Annotated in this window: 17 protein-coding genes and 1 tRNA gene; 8 read left to right on the plus strand and 10 right to left on the minus strand. The window is 68.2% G+C overall.

Features of this window, described 5'->3' with window-relative positions:
• From NB3_RS34125 to argS, 6 genes are all read right to left on the minus strand, one after another.
• Positions 1-268, minus strand: a 268-nt coding sequence (locus NB3_RS34125; RefSeq protein WP_174553209.1) for a Rho termination factor N-terminal domain-containing protein, incomplete at its 3' end; no start/stop codon positions are given.
• A 415-nt stretch (positions 269-683) separates the two neighbouring features.
• On the minus strand, positions 684-1,637 hold the full coding sequence (thrB, locus tag NB3_RS15695; protein ID WP_067803268.1) for a homoserine kinase: 954 nt from the start codon (positions 1,635-1,637) through the stop codon (positions 684-686).
• Between the two features lie 25 nt (positions 1,638-1,662).
• Positions 1,663-2,766, minus strand: coding sequence for a threonine synthase (gene thrC, locus NB3_RS15700; protein WP_067803172.1), 1,104 nt, complete (start codon positions 2,764-2,766; stop codon positions 1,663-1,665).
• Entirely contained in the window at positions 2,763-4,118 is a 1,356-nt protein-coding gene (locus tag NB3_RS15705) for a homoserine dehydrogenase (RefSeq protein ID WP_084486275.1), read from the minus strand. The genes thrC and NB3_RS15705 overlap by 4 nt, the downstream gene beginning before the upstream one ends.
• Positions 4,115-5,536 (minus strand): diaminopimelate decarboxylase, encoded by a 1,422-nt coding sequence (gene lysA, locus NB3_RS15710; RefSeq protein ID WP_067803175.1) that lies wholly within the window; start codon positions 5,534-5,536, stop codon positions 4,115-4,117. The genes NB3_RS15705 and lysA overlap by 4 nt, the downstream gene beginning before the upstream one ends.
• Before the next feature lie 61 nt (positions 5,537-5,597).
• The gene (gene argS, locus NB3_RS15715) at positions 5,598-7,256 is read right to left on the minus strand and encodes an arginine--tRNA ligase (RefSeq protein ID WP_067803178.1); all 1,659 of its coding nucleotides are present in this window, start codon (positions 7,254-7,256) and stop codon (positions 5,598-5,600) included.
• A gap of 92 nt (positions 7,257-7,348) precedes the next feature.
• Here argS and NB3_RS15720 point away from each other — a divergent pair, with 92 nt between their 5' ends.
• From NB3_RS15720 to NB3_RS15740, 5 genes are all read left to right on the plus strand, one after another.
• On the plus strand, positions 7,349-8,269 hold the full coding sequence (locus tag NB3_RS15720) for a thioredoxin-like domain-containing protein (protein ID WP_067803181.1): 921 nt from the start codon (positions 7,349-7,351) through the stop codon (positions 8,267-8,269).
• A gap of 302 nt (positions 8,270-8,571) precedes the next feature.
• Positions 8,572-9,207: a DUF305 domain-containing protein gene (locus NB3_RS15725; protein ID WP_067803273.1), complete on the plus strand. Its 636-nt coding sequence runs from the start codon at positions 8,572-8,574 to the stop codon at positions 9,205-9,207.
• Between the two features lie 106 nt (positions 9,208-9,313).
• Positions 9,314-9,386, plus strand: a tRNA-Arg gene (locus NB3_RS15730).
• Between the two features lie 307 nt (positions 9,387-9,693).
• Complete coding sequence (locus NB3_RS15735) at positions 9,694-10,200, plus strand: type II toxin-antitoxin system Phd/YefM family antitoxin (protein ID WP_067803184.1); 507 nt, start codon at positions 9,694-9,696, stop codon at positions 10,198-10,200.
• Entirely contained in the window at positions 10,197-10,454 is a 258-nt protein-coding gene (locus tag NB3_RS15740; RefSeq protein WP_067803187.1) for a Txe/YoeB family addiction module toxin, read from the plus strand. Before NB3_RS15735 ends, NB3_RS15740 begins: the two co-directional genes overlap by 4 nt.
• Before the next feature lie 90 nt (positions 10,455-10,544).
• Here NB3_RS15740 and NB3_RS15745 read toward each other — a convergent pair whose 3' ends face one another.
• A complete protein-coding gene (locus tag NB3_RS15745; protein ID WP_067803196.1) occupies positions 10,545-10,751 on the minus strand; it encodes a DUF397 domain-containing protein in 207 nt (68 codons plus the stop codon).
• Positions 10,741-11,643, minus strand: coding sequence for a helix-turn-helix domain-containing protein (locus NB3_RS15750; RefSeq protein ID WP_067803197.1), 903 nt, complete (start codon positions 11,641-11,643; stop codon positions 10,741-10,743). The genes NB3_RS15745 and NB3_RS15750 overlap by 11 nt, the downstream gene beginning before the upstream one ends.
• 158 nt (positions 11,644-11,801) lie before the next feature.
• Between NB3_RS15750 and NB3_RS15755 the strand changes: the two genes are divergently transcribed.
• The 3 genes from NB3_RS15755 to NB3_RS35035 all read left to right on the plus strand — a co-directional run bounded on the left by NB3_RS15755 (position 11,802) and on the right by NB3_RS35035 (position 13,093).
• On the plus strand, positions 11,802-12,089 hold the full coding sequence (locus NB3_RS15755) for a hypothetical protein (RefSeq protein WP_067803205.1): 288 nt from the start codon (positions 11,802-11,804) through the stop codon (positions 12,087-12,089).
• Positions 12,064-12,354 carry a hypothetical protein gene (locus tag NB3_RS35905; RefSeq protein WP_067803208.1) on the plus strand — a complete coding sequence of 97 codons (291 nt, stop codon included), beginning with the start codon at positions 12,064-12,066 and terminating at the stop codon, positions 12,352-12,354. The genes NB3_RS15755 and NB3_RS35905 overlap by 26 nt, the downstream gene beginning before the upstream one ends.
• Positions 12,355-12,694: 340 nt before the next feature.
• Complete coding sequence (locus tag NB3_RS35035) at positions 12,695-13,093, plus strand: hypothetical protein (RefSeq protein WP_157111816.1); 399 nt, start codon at positions 12,695-12,697, stop codon at positions 13,091-13,093.
• 262 nt (positions 13,094-13,355) lie between these two features.
• On the opposite strand, the gene NB3_RS15765 is transcribed toward NB3_RS35035, so the two are convergent.
• Together NB3_RS15765 and NB3_RS15770 are read right to left on the minus strand one after the other, a co-directional pair.
• Complete coding sequence (locus NB3_RS15765) at positions 13,356-14,039, minus strand: hypothetical protein (protein WP_067803212.1); 684 nt, start codon at positions 14,037-14,039, stop codon at positions 13,356-13,358.
• A gap of 161 nt (positions 14,040-14,200) precedes the next feature.
• Positions 14,201-14,611 (minus strand): hypothetical protein, encoded by a 411-nt coding sequence (locus NB3_RS15770; protein WP_067803214.1) that lies wholly within the window; start codon positions 14,609-14,611, stop codon positions 14,201-14,203.
• Between the last annotated feature and the right edge of the window lie 135 nt (positions 14,612-14,746).

The raw sequence follows: 14,746 nt of genomic DNA on the forward strand, positions 1-14,746 counted from the left end.
GCTCCGCGGGAGCGGCGGTCTTGGCGGGGGCACCGGCCTTCGCGGGCGCGTCGGCCTTGGTGGTTGCCGCGGACTTGGCCTCGCTCTTGGCGGGCTTCTCCACCTTCGCCGCCTTGCCCGCGGCCTGATTTTCCTTGATGGCGGCGATCAGATCGCCCTTGCGCATCCCGGAGGTGCCTCGGATACCGAGCTCCCCCGCGAGCGCGCGCAGTTGCGGCAACAACATTCCAGTCAGCCCCGATCGTGCGACGTCGGTGTGTTCGCTCATCTTCGAAATCTGTCCGGATTCACTTTCGCGCTCGCCCGTCGGGCTCGATTCCACGCCGGGTGTCGCGAGCAGGTCCGTATCTGTCACGGAAATCCTTTCCTTCCCTCGATTGCCGTGTGCTGTTTCGAGGGTTCGTCCCGCAGCCCGGGCATTCTGCCGGACTGGGATGCGTCCGTCCGGGCGCTGTGTGCCGTATCACCTGCCCCGCCGGCCCGGCGGCTTCTCCACCGTTGGTGAAAGGTGGGGAGAGATCATTCCAGTTGCGCAGCTACGCAGCACCCCCATGGCCTGGAGGCTCGAGCCTGGAGCCTGCTGGAGCGATTGCCCTGATGAAGCACCGGCGTCTGATGCGCACGATGTACGGACCTGCCCAGAATAGCTGTCCATTGCGAATCTCGGCAAGGCAGACTCGCCGTCAGTCGACCAGGACGCCTTCGGCGATTCCCGGCTCCACCACGCGCAGGCCGTCGGCCGCCGCCAGTTCGCGGAGTTCCGCGGGAAATTCGCTGGTCCCCATGGCCAAGATGGTCGGTCCCGCCCCGGAGACGGTGGCCGCGATGCCCGCCGTGCGCAGGCGGGTGATCCAAGCGGTGGTCAACGGTAGCGCGGGGGCACGCTGGGTTTGGTGCAGCCGGTCCGCGGTGGCGGGAAGCAACAGGTCGGGACGCTGGGTGAGTGCCACGACGGCCAGCGCGGCGCGACTGACGTTGAACGCCGCGTCGCTGTGCGGCACGACGTCGGGCAGCAGGCCGCGGGTGTGCGCGGTGGAGGAGCGCTCCTGCGGGATCAGCACCACCGGGCGCAGCGCCGCATGCGCCTCCAGCCGCACCGCGCGGTAGACGCGACCGTGGTATTCCGTGCCGGGGGCCTCGTCGGCCGGATGATCGGTCTCGGTCCAGGAGACTACGATGCCGCCGAGCACGCTGGCCGCCGCGTTGTCCGGATGCCCCTCGAATTCCGCGGCCAGCTGCACCATTCGGTCTGGGGACGTGGCCAGCGCCGGGTCCAGCTTCGCGGCGAGAGCGCACCCGGCGGCCAGTCCGCCGACCACCGCCGAGGCCGAGGAGCCGAGTCCGCGGGAATGTGGAATCACGTTGCGGCACACCACATCGAGGCCGTCGGCCCATACGCCCGCCGCTTCCAGGCCGCGCTCGATCGCACGGACAACGAGATGCGAAGGGCCCCAGGGCACGTCGTCGGCGCCCTCACCCTCGACCCGGATGGTGAGCCCGGAATCGGTGGTTCGCACCTGGATTTCGTCGTAGATCCCCAATGCCATACCGAGCGAGTCGAACCCGGGACCGAGGTTCGCGGTGGACGCGGGCACCCGTGCGGTCACGGTCAGACCAGCGGGCAGCGTCGCGCTCATGACCTGGCTTTCGCGCGAATTCAACTCAGGCCAGCTCTAATTCGGCGGCCACCGCGACCGGGTCGACGGAGATCGGCTGCACCTGCGGCATGCCCGACAGCGCGGTGTCGGGGTCCTTGAGGCCGTTGCCGGTCACGGTGCACACCACGGTGAGCCCGGCATCCAGCCAGCCTTCCTTGCGTGCGGCGAGCACACCGGCGACACTGGCCGCCGACGCTGGCTCGACGAACACGCCTTCGGTGGCCGCGACCAGGCGGTACGCGTCGAGAATCTCCTCGTCGGTGGCGGCGCGGAAAGCGCCACCGGACTGTTCCTTGGCCTCGACGGCGCCGTTCCAGGACGCGGGCGCGCCGATCCGGATCGCCGTGGCGATGGTCTCGGGGTCCTTCACCGGGACGCCGTTGACCAGCGGGGCCGCGCCGGCGGCCTGCACGCCGAGCATGCGCGGCAGACCCCCGGTGATGCCGTCGGCGTGGTACTCCCGGTAGCCACGCCAGTACGCGGTGATGTTGCCCGCGTTGCCGACGGGGAGGGCGTGCACGTCGGGGGCCTTGCCGAGCACGTCGCAGATCTCGAAGGCCGCCGTCTTCTGGCCCTCGATGCGGGCCGGGTTCACCGAGTTGACCAGGCCGATGCTGGGGAAATCGGCGGTGACCTTGCGGGCGAGTTCCAGGCAGTCGTCGAAGTTGCCCTGCACCTGGATGATCTTCGCGCCGAGCATCACGGCCTGGGCCAGCTTGCCCATGGCGATCTTGCCCTGCGGAATCAGCACGGCGCAGCTCATACCGGCGCGGGTGGCGTACGCCGCGGCGGAGGCCGAGGTGTTACCCGTGGACGCGCACAGCACCGCCTTCTGGCCGCGGTACTTGGCGTCGGTCATCGCCATCGTCATGCCGCGGTCCTTGAACGAGCCGGTCGGGTTCAGGCCCTCGACCTTCAGGTACACCTCGCAGCCGGTGATCTCGGACAGGTGCGGCGCGGGCACCAGCGGCGTTCCGCCCTCGAACAGCGTGACCGGTTCCCAGTCGGCCGCGCCGGGGAGCCGGTCGCGGTAGGCCGCGATCAGGCCGGGCCAGCGTGAGTGCGCTCCGGCCTGTGGCGCGACGCCAGGCGTGTGCCCTGTGGTCATTCTTCGGTGCCTTCCAATCTCAGAACGCTGGTCACGGATGTGACGGATTCCATTTCCGCCAGTGCGGCCACGGTGTCCGCGAGCGCCGACTCCACGGCGTGGTGGGTCACCACGACCAGGCGCGCACCCGAGCCGTGCCCTTCTTGTCGGACGGTCGAGATGCTCACCCCATGTGCGGCGAATTCGCCCGCCACCGCGGCCAGGACCCCAGGGCGGTCCTCGACCTGCAGGTTCACGTGATAGCGGGTGGGCGTGTCGCCGATCGGCGCGATCGGTAGCTCAGCATAAACCGATTCGCCGGGAGCGCGACCCCCATAGAACTTGTTCCGCGCCGCCATCACCAGATCGCCGAGCACGGCCGACGCGGTCGGAGCACCGCCGGCGCCCTGCCCGTAGAACATCAGCCGTCCGGCGTTCTCCGCCTCGACGACCACCGCGTTGAACGCGCCGTTCACCGCGGCCAGCGGGTGCTTGCGGGGAATGAGCGCCGGGTAGACGCGCACCGAGACGCGCTCCTTGCCCCCGTCCTCCGGTCCCGGCTCACCGGGGCCCGCGTCCACGCGCTCGCAGATGGCCAGCAGCTTCACCGTGCAGTCGAGCGCCGATGCGGTCTCCAGATCCTCGGCGGTGATCCGGGAGATGCCCTCGCGGTAGACGTCGGCGGCGGTGACCCGGGTGTGGAACGCCAGCGAGGCGAGGATCGCGGCCTTGGCCGCGGCGTCGTAACCCTCCACGTCGGCGGTCGGGTCGGCTTCCGCGTAGCCCAGGCGGGTGGCCTCGGCCAGCGTCCGCGAGTAGTCGGCGCCGGTCTCGTCCATGGCGGAGAGGATGAAGTTGGTGGTGCCGTTGACGATGCCGACGACCCGGTTCACCCGGTCGCCCGCCAGCGACTGGATCAGCGGGCGCACCACGGGGATCGCGCCCGCGACGGCGGCCTCGAAGTACAGGTCGGCGCGGCTGGCCTCGGCGGCGGCGGCGAGCTCGCCGGTGTAGTCGGCCAGCAGCGCCTTGTTCGCGGTCACCACGGATTTGCCCGCGTTCAGCGCGGCCAGGATCAACCGGCGCGGCGGATCGATGCCGCCGATCACCTCCACCACCAGGTCGACGTCGGGGCGGGCGACCAGTGCGTCCGCGTCGGTGGTCAGCAGCTCGGCGGGGATGCCGCGGTCGGTGTCGAGGCTGCGCACGGCCACACCGCGGAGCACCACCGGCGCGCCGACGCGGGAACGCAGGTCCTCGGTGTGCTCACGCAGGATGCGCACGACCTCGGTGCCCACGTTGCCCATGCCGAGGACCGCGACCCCGATCGGGCGATCGGTCCCCCACACGCCGTTCTTCGCGTTGGCCGTCACGCTTCCACCTCCAAGCTGAGCAGGTCCGCCACCGTCTCCCTGCGCAGGATCAGGCGCGGCTGTCCGTCCCGCACCGCGACGACCGCGGGACGGGTCAACTGGTTGTACCGGCTGGACATCGAGTAGCAGTACGCGCCGGTGGCGGCGACGGCGATCAGGTCGCCGGGGCCGACGTCGGCGGGCATCCAGGTGTCCCGGATGACGATATCGCCGCTCTCGCAATGCTTTCCGACGACGCGCGCGACCACCGGCCCGGCCTGCGACGACCGCGAGACCAAGCGGCAGTCGTAGTCGGCCTGGTACAGCGCGGGCCGGATGTTGTCGCTCATGCCGCCGTCGACGCTCACGTAGCGGCGGCGCAGCCCGCCGTCCAGCGAGACATCCTTGATGGTGCCGACCTCGTAGAGCGTCACCGTGCCAGGACCGGCGATGGCGCGGCCGGGCTCGACCGCGATCGTCGGCGTGGGCAGGCCCGCGCGTTCGGCTTCGGCGGCCACCAGTTCGCGCAGGTTCGCCGCGAACTGGTCCAGCGGCGGCGGATCGTCCGACGGCAGGTAGGAAATGCCGAGTCCGCCACCGAGATCCAGCGTCGCGATCTGCGCGGTGCGCTCGATGCCGAACTTGTCGATGGCCTCGCGCAGCAGGCCGAGCATGCGCCGCGCGGCGATCTCGAAGCCGTCGATCTCGAAGATCTGCGAGCCGATGTGGCTGTGCAGACCGACCAAGCGCAGGTTGTCGGCGTCGAAGACGCGCGCGAGCGCTTCCATCGCGTCGCCGCCCGCGATCGAGAAGCCGAACTTCTGGTCCTCGTGCGCGGTCGAGATGTATTCGTGGGTATGGGCTTCCACGCCGACGGTGACCCGGACCAGCACGTCCTGCACCACGCCCGCGCGGGCGGCGACGGCTTCCAGGCGCTCGATCTCGATGAGCGAGTCGACCACGACGTGGCCGACACCGGCGGACACCGCGGCTTCCAGCTCCGCGACGGATTTGTTGTTGCCGTGCAAGGCGATTCGCTCCGCGGGGAAGCCCGCGTGCAACGCGATGGCCAATTCGCCGCCGGAGCAGACGTCCAGCGACAGGCCCTCGTCCCGGATCCAGCGGGCGACCTCGCCGCACAGGAACGCCTTGGACGCGTAGTGCACTCGCGCGTTCGCTCCGAACGCGCGGACCATGTCGCGGCAGCGGGAACGGAAGTCGTCCTCGTCCACCACGAACAGCGGAGTGCCGTACCGCTCGGCCAGCTCGTACACCGGCACGCCCGCCAGGTGGACCACGCCCGCGTCGTCACGGGTGGCGTTGCGCGGCCACACGTTCGCGGGCAGATCGATCATCTGCTTCGGATCGTTCGGACGCTCCGGCAGATTCGGGGCGTGCGGAATCTCGGCATGCCGTGGACCGGCGGGATGCACGCTCATAGCCGCCCCTCGCTGCGCTCGCTCACTGTCGCTTCCTTCCTCGCTCCGGTGGACCGGCCGGTCACATGCGCTCCGGCGCGCTGACGCCGAGCAGGCCGAGGCCGTTGGCCAAGACCTGGCGCGTGGCGTTCACCAGAGCGAGCCTGGCCGCGTTCGTCGGCGAGACGGGGTCGTCGCCCAGCGGCAGGACGCGCAGGTTCTTGTTGGTCTGGAATCGGTGGTAGGCGCCCGCCAGTTCCTCCAGGTAGCGGGCTACCCGGTGCGGTTCGCGCAGGCTCGCCGCGCTCGCCACCACGCGCGGGTATTCACCGAGGGTGCGGATCAGTTCGCCTTCCTCATCGGCCGACAGCAGCGCGAGGTCGGCGGCGACGGAGTCGTAGTCGAACTCCGCGGCGTTGCGCGCGATGGACGCGGTCCGAGCGTGCGCGTACTGCACGTAGTAGACCGGGTTCTCGTTGCTCTGGCTGGCCCACAGGTTCAGATCGATGTCGATGCTCGAGTTCACCGACGAACGCACCAGCGAGTACCGCGCCGCGTCCACGCCGATCGCCTCGACCAGGTCGTCCAGGGTCACCACGGTGCCCGCCCGCTTGCTCATCTTCACCGCGACGCCGTCGCGCAGCAGGTTCACCATCTGCCCGATCAGCACCTCGACCGTGGCCGGGTCGTCGCCGAACGCGGCCGCGGCGGCCTTCAGCCTGCCGATGTAACCGTGGTGGTCGGCGCCGAGCATGTAGATGCACAGATCGAAGCCGCGCGCCCGCTTGTCCTGGAAGTAGGCGATGTCGCCTGCGATGTAGGCGGCTTTGCCGTCGCTCTTGATGACCACGCGGTCCTGGTCGTCACCGTATTCCGAGCTGGCGATCCACCAGGCGCCGTCCTTCTCGTACAGGTCGCCGGAGTTCTTCAGCCGCTCCACGGCCTGCTCGACCGCGCCGGAGGCGAACAGCGAGCTCTCGTTGAAGTAGACGTCGAAATCGGTGCCGAACTCGTGCAGCGACTCCCTGATGTGCGCGAACATCAGCTCGACGCCCTCGGCCCTGAACAGCTCGAGCCGCTCGGCCTCCGGCTTGTCCAGCACGCCGGGGTTGGCGGCCACGATCTTGTCGGCGATCTCGCCGATGTAGGCGCCCGCGTACCCGTTCTCCGGAGTCGGCGCGCCGGTGGCGGCCGCGACCAGCGAGGCGGCGAACCGATCGATCTGCGCGCCGTGGTCGTTGAAGTAGTACTCGCGCACCACGTCCGCGCCCTGCGCGGCCAGGATGCGGCCGAGCGCGTCGCCGACCGACGCCCACCGGGTGCCGCCGAGATGCACGGGGCCGGTCGGGTTGGCCGAGACGAACTCGAGGTTGATCCTGGTGCCCTTCAGCGTCTCCGCGGTGCCGTACGCGGCGCCGGCGGCGAGCACCCGCTCGATGATCGCGCCCTGCGCGGAGGCCGCGAGGCGGATGTTGAGGAATCCGGGTCCGGCCACCTCGGCCGCGGCGACGCCGTCGGCCTCGGCCAGCGCGTCGGCCAGCCAGGTGGCCAGGTCACGCGGCTTGGTTCCGGCGCGCTTGGCCACCTGCATCGCGACGTTCGTGGCATAGTCGCCGTGTTCCGGGTTTCGGGGACGCTCCACGGTGACCTCGTCGGGCAGGACCGCGGGGTCCAGTCCACGTTCGACAAGCACCTTCGCCGCGGTCGAGCGAAGGAGATCTGCAAGGTCAGCTGGAGTCACGAGTCTCTATCCTATGGTCTTGGCGGGTGTACACCTCGGGTGGGCACTGCGCAGCCAGCGGATCCATCCACGTCGAAAGAGCACACTGAGCGATGCCTAGCAGTCCCAGCGCCAAATCGGCCAAGGCCGCCAAGGCCGCGGCGAAGTTGTCGTCTCCCCGCAAGCGGGGCGGACAAGGACAGCTTCCGAAGAAGAATCGCCAGATTCCCTGGTTGGCCATCGGCGCGGCCGTAGTAATCATCGCATTGATCGGCGCGCTGGCTTACAACCTGGTCCCCAAGTACCGGGAAAAGGCCGACCTGGACAAGTACACCCCCAGCGCGCAGAAGAAGGATCCGTCCGACGGGATCGCGGGCGTGGTGAAGAAGGAATACCCCGCCGGGCTGCACATCGGCTCGAACCAGCGCGTGGCCTACGACCAGGCGCCGCCCTTCGGCGGCCCGCACGACCAGTCCTGGGCGACCTGCACCGGTGTGGTCTACAACAAGCCGATCCGGGTGGAGAACGCGGTGCACTCGCTGGAGCACGGCGCGGTGTGGATCACCTACAACCCCGACAAGGTGAACGCCGACGGCATCGCGACGCTGAAGGCGAAGGTAGAGGGCAAGCCGTACACGCTGATGTCGCCCTACCCCGGCCTCGACTCCGCCGTCTCCTTGCAGTCCTGGGGGCACCAGTTGAAGCTGGACAGCCCCGACGACAAGCGCGTCGGCCAGTTCATCACCGCTCTGCGGCTGAACAACTACACCTACCCCGAGGTCGGCGCGGACTGCTCGACCATCGTGTTCGACACCGACAACCCGCCGCCGTTCGACCCGACGCCGCCCGGCCCCGACGCGGTGCCGATGGACGGCAAGGGCGCGCAGAAGGACCAGACCGAGCTAGGCGGTATGCCAGGGGGTCTGCCGGGTGTGCCCGGCGTGCCCGGTCTTCCTGGGCTTCCCGGTGTGCCCGGCGCTCCGGTGCCGGTGCAGCCCGCGCCCGTGCCGCCCGCTCCCGCCGCGGGGCAGTAGTGTCCGGCGATCGGAAGGGTGTGGAGTCCGCGGGGCGCGAAGCCGTCGGGGCCGGAGATAGCGCGACACCCACTGCGTCCGGTGCACATGAATTCGGCAAGACCGGCGATCGCGCGGCCTCGAGATCCGGCGATCCAGCCCCCACGGGATCCGGCAGCGAAGCACCCGCCGGATCGGGAGTACCCACCGGATCAGGCGAGCGCGGAGCCGCATCCGAACGCGAGGCGACGGGCGGAGCCGATGACCGCGAAGCTGCGGCGGAGCCCGGCCTCGGCGGACAGTTCCGCCGCCAGCGCACCGCGCTGCTGACGCTCGGCATCATCGGCGCCATCCTGATCGGGTTCGCGATCGGCGTGCTGGCCCGGATACCGCTGAACGGTTCCACCGAGCCCGACCCCGGCCCGGTCGACGTCGGCTTCGGCCAGGACATGTCCGCGCATCACGCCCAAGCGGTCGAAATGGCGGGCGTGCTGCTGGTTCGCTCCACCGACACCGAGGTCCGCCGCCTGGCCTACGACATCCTCACCACCCAGCAGAGCCAGATCGGGCGCATGCAGGGTTGGTTGCAACTCTGGGGCGAACCCGCGCAGAGCGTCGACGGTTTCATGGGCTGGATGGCCGAGCCGATGGGCGGCCACGACCATTCCGGCGCCGACATGCCCCACCACTCCGGCCCGGTGTCCACCATGCCCGGCATGGCCACTCCCGCCGAACTCGCCGCCCTGCGCCAGGCCACCAGCCCCATGCTGGACACCATGTTCCTGCAGCTCATGCTGCGCCACCACCAGGGCGGGCTGTCGATGATCGACTACGCCGCCCAGCACGCCGACACCACCGCGGTGCGCACCCTCGCCGAGACCATGGCCACCACCCAGCGCGGCGAATCCGACCTGATGACCACCATGCTCACCGCCCGCGGCGCGGCCCCACTCCCATAACCCGAAAACCCGCCGCCGTCGGCGCTTTTTGGCGGACGGCGGCCGATACGATAGGCTGACCCAGCCCGATCGGACCGCCATCCCGGCCCCGACCGAGCCCTATCCCGCCCTCGTAGCTCAGGGGATAGAGCGTCTGCCTCCGGAGCAGAAGGCCGCAGGTTCGAATCCTGCCGAGGGCACGCACGAGAAAGGCCCCGCGACCAGCACACTTGCTGGCAGGGGCCTTTCTCGTCTGCAACCTCGGTGACACGAGATGACACAACCTCACCCAAAGTCTTCGCCGCCTCCCTCAGCGCCCGGGCGCACTTCGCACCGCCGCCGCGCTGAGACGCGCAGCGCGTACTGATGAGGCGTCGCCCGTACTGATGTTCCCGTCCGGTCGCATCACTTGGCGGTTCGGTCCGCTGGTCTCCGGCGGCGTTCGCTTGCGGCTGAGCAACGTGGTGACATCGCGACGTCCTGTACAGAATCCTGTACAGTGAAGTCATGAAGCCGATGAGTTATACCGAGGCGCGAGCTAACTTCGCATCGGTTCTCGACACTGCCACCGAAGACCTGGAAGAGGTGGTGATCACTCGCGCGGGTCACGAGCCTGCCGTCGTCGTCGCGCTCAGCGAGTATCAGGCACTCCAAGAGACCGCGTACTTGCTGGGCAATCCGGCTAATGCGCGACATCTCGAACGTTCTATCGCAGAGCATCGTGGCGGCGGCGCAACGCCTCGGGAACTGGTCGACGTTGCCGAGGACGAGGATGAGGGGGAGACGAAGCGTCCGTCGGTGCGGGTCTATTCCGCGCGGCCCCCTCACTTCGACGCCGAGTTCCCTGCGGCCGCTCGCTACCTCAATGATCTGGTTTCCCCGGTTTTCGCGGCCCCCGAAAACGTCGATCCGGAGGAATTCGCAGCCGCCCTGCGCATGGTCAGTGCGTGGTTGTCGCGAGTGGGCATTCCTGAGTCCGAGCGCAAGGTGACTCGTCGCAAGGCGGGTAAGTGAAACTCACATTCACGGAACCTGCGTGGGACGACTACCAATGGTGGCTGGCCAACGACAAGAAGATCTTGCGGCGCATCAACACGCTGATCGCGGACATCGAGCGCAACGGCTACGAAGGTGTCGGAAAGCCAGAAGCGCTGAAACACAATCTGGCTGGCTACTGGTCGCGACGGATCACGACTGAACACCGGATCGTGTACGTCATCGAGGACGACACGGTCGTGATCATCGCCTGTCGCTTCCACTACGAGTAATCGAAGCGGGTGCGACCACCGCAGGTGCGCGCGACCGAGGGCCGCCCCCAGACAAGTCGAAGCTTCGTCTTGCGACCGCGGGCGGGAGTCCTATGTGCGGTCGAACGCGCCACGGACCACGCCGGTGGTGAAGGCGTCCCACTCGCCGGGCGGGAAGATCAGCGCCGGGCCGGTCGGGTTCTTCGAGTCACGGACGCCGACCGCGCCTCCGGCCAGGTGGGCGACCTCGACACAGTCGGCTCCCCCTTGGCTATGGCTCGATTTGAACCAGCACGCTCCGGACAAGTCAGCGTTCACGGTCGAACTCCCTCGCTATCTCTCGCAACAGGTCACGGCTCGGGCGGGTGTCCGGTCCTGCCTGCTGAAGCATCGCGAATGCCGCACGGAATCTGAGCACATCCGCCGGCCCTTCAAGGTACGCGGCGCCAGTGTAGTTCTCGCAATAGATGACCGGGGGCTCCTTCAACTTGCCACGCCCATCGCGGGCGAAGTCCAAGATGGTGAACGGCGGTAGGGCTGCCCCGAGCGGAATTCCGGCGTGGAACGGCAGTATCCGGATATCGACGTTGGCCAGAGTGCTCATATCTGCGAGGTGCCTCGACTGGGCTGTCATGACACGGCGGTTACCGACCACAGTTCGCAGCACGGACTCGTGGAGGACGAACGAGGCTGTTGTCGGGTTACGCGATCGGGTGAGAATGTTCTGTCGCTGAGCACGAACCTGAATACGGCGTTCCAACTCCTCCTCTGTGTCTTCAGTGAAGTAACGCCGATCGATTGCCCGCGTGTAGTCCGGTGTCTGTAGCAGTCCCGGTATGAGCAATGGCTGATAACTTGCCAATTCTGTAGCGCTGGCTTCCAAGCCGACATACAGGTTGACCCACGCCGGGATCAAATCTCCATAGGTATGCCACCACGACTTCGCCGGTGTCTGTTCAGCGAGCACCCTGGCGACAGCCGCGTTCTCGTCAGTCAATCCATAGATCTCACACAACCCTGAAACGTCGCGGACCCTGACCTTTTCGGTCAATCCACGCTCCAGGCGGCTCAGGGTCGATTTGTTCCACTCCATGAGGGACGCGGCCCGTTCCAGGGTGAAACCCGCCCCCTCCCGAGCCTCTTTCAGATACCTGCCGAGCTGTCGGCGCGGCAGTGTGCTGCCCGTTTCCTCCGCGTGGTCGTCTGCCATGCACGTCTCCCCTGCCGTTGCATTCCGAGATCTGTGTTTGTTGCGGTCCGCGCCGATCGTAGGCGGCGGCGCACAACCCGAGCTGGTGATTTGCGCGAGTTTGCCCACGGAATGTGTTGCGCTACCGCGTGACCGACGCCCGGCCCATCCTTTGCCGCATGCCACCGGACATCCCACTCAGCAGAACTCAGGCCGACGTGCTGGCAGCGCTCGAGCCGGGCGGAATCCTGTCGGTCGACGCGCTGGCGAAGACGGTGAACCTGACCGGATGGCGGGTGCGCCGCGCGTTACCGCCGCTCGAGTCGGCCGGGCTGATCGTGCATGCCGGACTGGTCCGCCGTCGCGGATACCAGATCACAGCCGACGGCAGGCGGGCGCTCTCCGCCCACGGCGGGATCGACACCACGCAAGCGAGGCTGGATGTTGCGCCGCACGACGTTTGGTGACCACACCGTCCTCTGGCAGATCGCACGAGGGGCACGGATCGCGATCGAATCACTGATCGACCAAGCGGCGGCTACCCCGGCCTACCGGATGAGAATGGACGGCTCGATCGTCGATATCCCGAACGGCGACCCAGGCGTGATCCTCTTCGGGGAGTGCGACCACCGCCCCGACCTCGCCCAGGTCCGCGAGTGGTTCCCCGAGCACTTCCAACTCTGGGACGCGGTCAGATCCGACTACTGGAACGCCGTAGCCCCACGTCGATAGCGCGAGTGGCACACCACGGTGAGGTCTACTCGATGTTTGCCGCGGCCATGTGCCGCTCGCCGACTCACCTGCTGTGAGGTGGTGGCGAATACGATGGCGTCGGGCGATGGTGGGCATCTGGTCGAGCGGAGGAGCGTGTATTGGCTGAGGCCGGGACCCGGCGCGGGCGGGTACTGCGCTGGACCGTGACCGGGGTTTTGGTGGCGGTCGCGGTGGTCGGGATCGTATCGGTGACCGGACTCAGCGGAAGCAGGCCGCCGTTCGATCCGGACGCGGTGCCGGGCAGTCAAGTCGTCTGGGTGACGGCGCCCGCCGGGGCCGATCGGGGGACGCTGGAATTGTGGCAGCGGAAGCGGTTTCGGCGGTGGCAGCGGACGTTGGCGGTGCCCGCCTGGGTGGGCAAGGCGGGTATTTCGCGGGAGGCGAGGGAAGGGGCGGCGTTCACGCCGGAGGGCACGTTCGCGTTGACCGAGGGCTTCGGCCGGTTACCTCACGCAGGCGCGAAGCTTCCCTACTCAGCGAGAATCTCGGCCGGACCGATCCGCAGTACAACTACGCGCTGGTCATCGACTACAACCGTTTTCCGGTCGTGCCGAATCGGGGCTCGGCTTTTTTCGTCCATGTGGAGGTCGGCAGGCCGACGGCAGGTTGCGTCGCGGTCGGTGACGACGTCATGCGTACGTTGCTGACCACCCTCGAGCCGTCGCGGAAGCCTGTTATCGGCATCTATGCGATCTGAATCCGTTGCCGCGACCGGCTCGATGGCGATGCTCGGTTACTCGGCCGAACGGAGCGACATCCGCTCGCGCCGCACGGTCACCAGACCGGCCACCGGCGGCAAACAGCCCGCCGACAGCTGCGAGCGTCGAATCCGGCGATCGACCGACCGGCGGCGTCGGATACGTAGACGAGAGGTTTCTCGAATGCCGCCGTGATACGAGCGAAGGGCCCCGGAAGCCGGAGCCCTTCTCGAATGGTGGGTGTCGCCTGCGATCAGACGGTCACGACAAAGGTTCGGTGGGTTTGTCGGTGGAGGTGAGGACGCCCGCGTTGGTGAGGTAGGTGAAGGCGGGGGCCGTGAAGGCGGGCTGGAGGAAGTAGAAGTGGGCCTTGGTGACGGCGCCGTTCTCGGTGGCGTCGCAGAGGGCGTGCAGGGCGGTGGGGTCGACGGTGCGGGCGATCAGTTTGCCCGCCTCGTAGTCCATCTCCACCCAGTTCGCGTGGATGGCGGCGCTCATGACGCTGCCGGTGAAGTCCTCCCGGTCGGAGGCGGCGCTGAGGCTGATCTCGAGGCCGTCGTCGAGGTCGGTCGGCGTGTGCTGCCAGCGGCCGAACTCCCACCAGCGCACGAAGCTGACCGGGCCCTCGACGCCGCCGGGCAGCTTCGTCGTCGGTTCCACCGACCGCACCCAGGCCGGCGCCGCGGCCAGCGGGTCGTAGGAGGTCCCGGCGACCTCGTTGTCCTCGTCCCGCCCGAATAGCAGTGCGCGCTCACCGGGGTATCTGACCAGCGAGTACCAATTGCCCTCGCCGTCGTCGTTGATCAGCCGGCCGCCTTCCACTCTGGCCGTCTGCCCGATCTCCTGTCCGCTCGCGGCCCGATCGGTGTGCGTGGCGCAGGTGATCACGTCCAAGACGGTCACGCGCGCCCACAGCACCTCGGGATGCGGCAACTGAAATCCCATGCCGGGCAACGTATCACCGGCCCCCTACGGCGACAACCGGGCCGGCAATCGACCGGACAACCCATTCGGGCCGCGAAGCCGGGAGCAGCAAACCCGACAGCACCCGGCACTGGCAGCTGTCGCGCGAATACCGGCGGAACAGGCAAATTGAGGGCAATGGATCAGGCCGGGCCCGCGCGACCTTCCCGCGTGGCCGGTCGATCGGATTCCGGTCCGGATTGTCCGGTACGACGCGGGCGCAGCGCGTACGCCGGGACCAACTGGTCGCGCACTTGCAGGTCCGGGCGGCCGTCGGCGAACTGGATGCTGTAGTTCACCCGGCCCATCCAGTCGCCGTCGACGGTGGGCAGCCAATGCGTCAGGGTTCCCGGACGCTCGCCGCGCATGATGACCCCGGCGCCGTTCACATGGCGCGGCGTCCCCGGATCGCGGACCAGGATCGCGTCCAGCCGCACCCAGACCGGCCGCGGCGGATAGGTCAGCGTCCGGTAGTAGTGGCCGGTCCGGTTCGGGTAGACCAGCTCGGGTTCCGTTCCTTCGGTTCGCGGCGTTTCATCGCTTATCGAACCCATGTTCGAATGTTAGCCGGACATATGCGGCAAGCACCAGGCAAACACAGCCGGAACGGCATGACGACGCACACACTGTCGGCACACACGGCTATCTAGTATGTTCATTCTAGAACGATCATATTAGAAGGAGTGCGA

Origin of the sequence: Nocardia beijingensis NBRC 16342, assembly GCF_001612785.1 — a bacterium.
GTDB classification, from domain to species: Bacteria; Actinomycetota; Actinomycetes; order Mycobacteriales; family Mycobacteriaceae; genus Nocardia; species Nocardia beijingensis.

Bases quoted from the DNA above. Each gene is read 5' to 3' on its own strand.
- NB3_RS15755 (WP_067803205.1), top strand. From the start codon at position 11,802: ATGCCACCGGACATCCCACTCAGCAGAACTCAGGCCGACGTGCTGGCA.
- NB3_RS15720 (WP_067803181.1), top strand. From the start codon at position 7,349: ATGCCTAGCAGTCCCAGCGCCAAATCGGCCAAGGCCGCCAAGGCCGCG.
- thrC (WP_067803172.1), bottom strand. From the start codon at position 2,766: ATGACCACAGGGCACACGCCTGGCGTCGCGCCACAGGCCGGAGCGCAC.
- NB3_RS15770 (WP_067803214.1), bottom strand. From the start codon at position 14,611: ATGGGTTCGATAAGCGATGAAACGCCGCGAACCGAAGGAACGGAACCC.
- NB3_RS15765 (WP_067803212.1), bottom strand. From the start codon at position 14,039: ATGGGATTTCAGTTGCCGCATCCCGAGGTGCTGTGGGCGCGCGTGACC.
- thrB (WP_067803268.1), bottom strand. From the start codon at position 1,637: ATGAGCGCGACGCTGCCCGCTGGTCTGACCGTGACCGCACGGGTGCCC.
- NB3_RS15750 (WP_067803197.1), bottom strand. From the start codon at position 11,643: ATGGCAGACGACCACGCGGAGGAAACGGGCAGCACACTGCCGCGCCGA.
- NB3_RS35905 (WP_067803208.1), top strand. From the start codon at position 12,064: ATGTTGCGCCGCACGACGTTTGGTGACCACACCGTCCTCTGGCAGATC.
- lysA (WP_067803175.1), bottom strand. From the start codon at position 5,536: ATGAGCGTGCATCCCGCCGGTCCACGGCATGCCGAGATTCCGCACGCC.
- NB3_RS15735 (WP_067803184.1), top strand. From the start codon at position 9,694: ATGAAGCCGATGAGTTATACCGAGGCGCGAGCTAACTTCGCATCGGTT.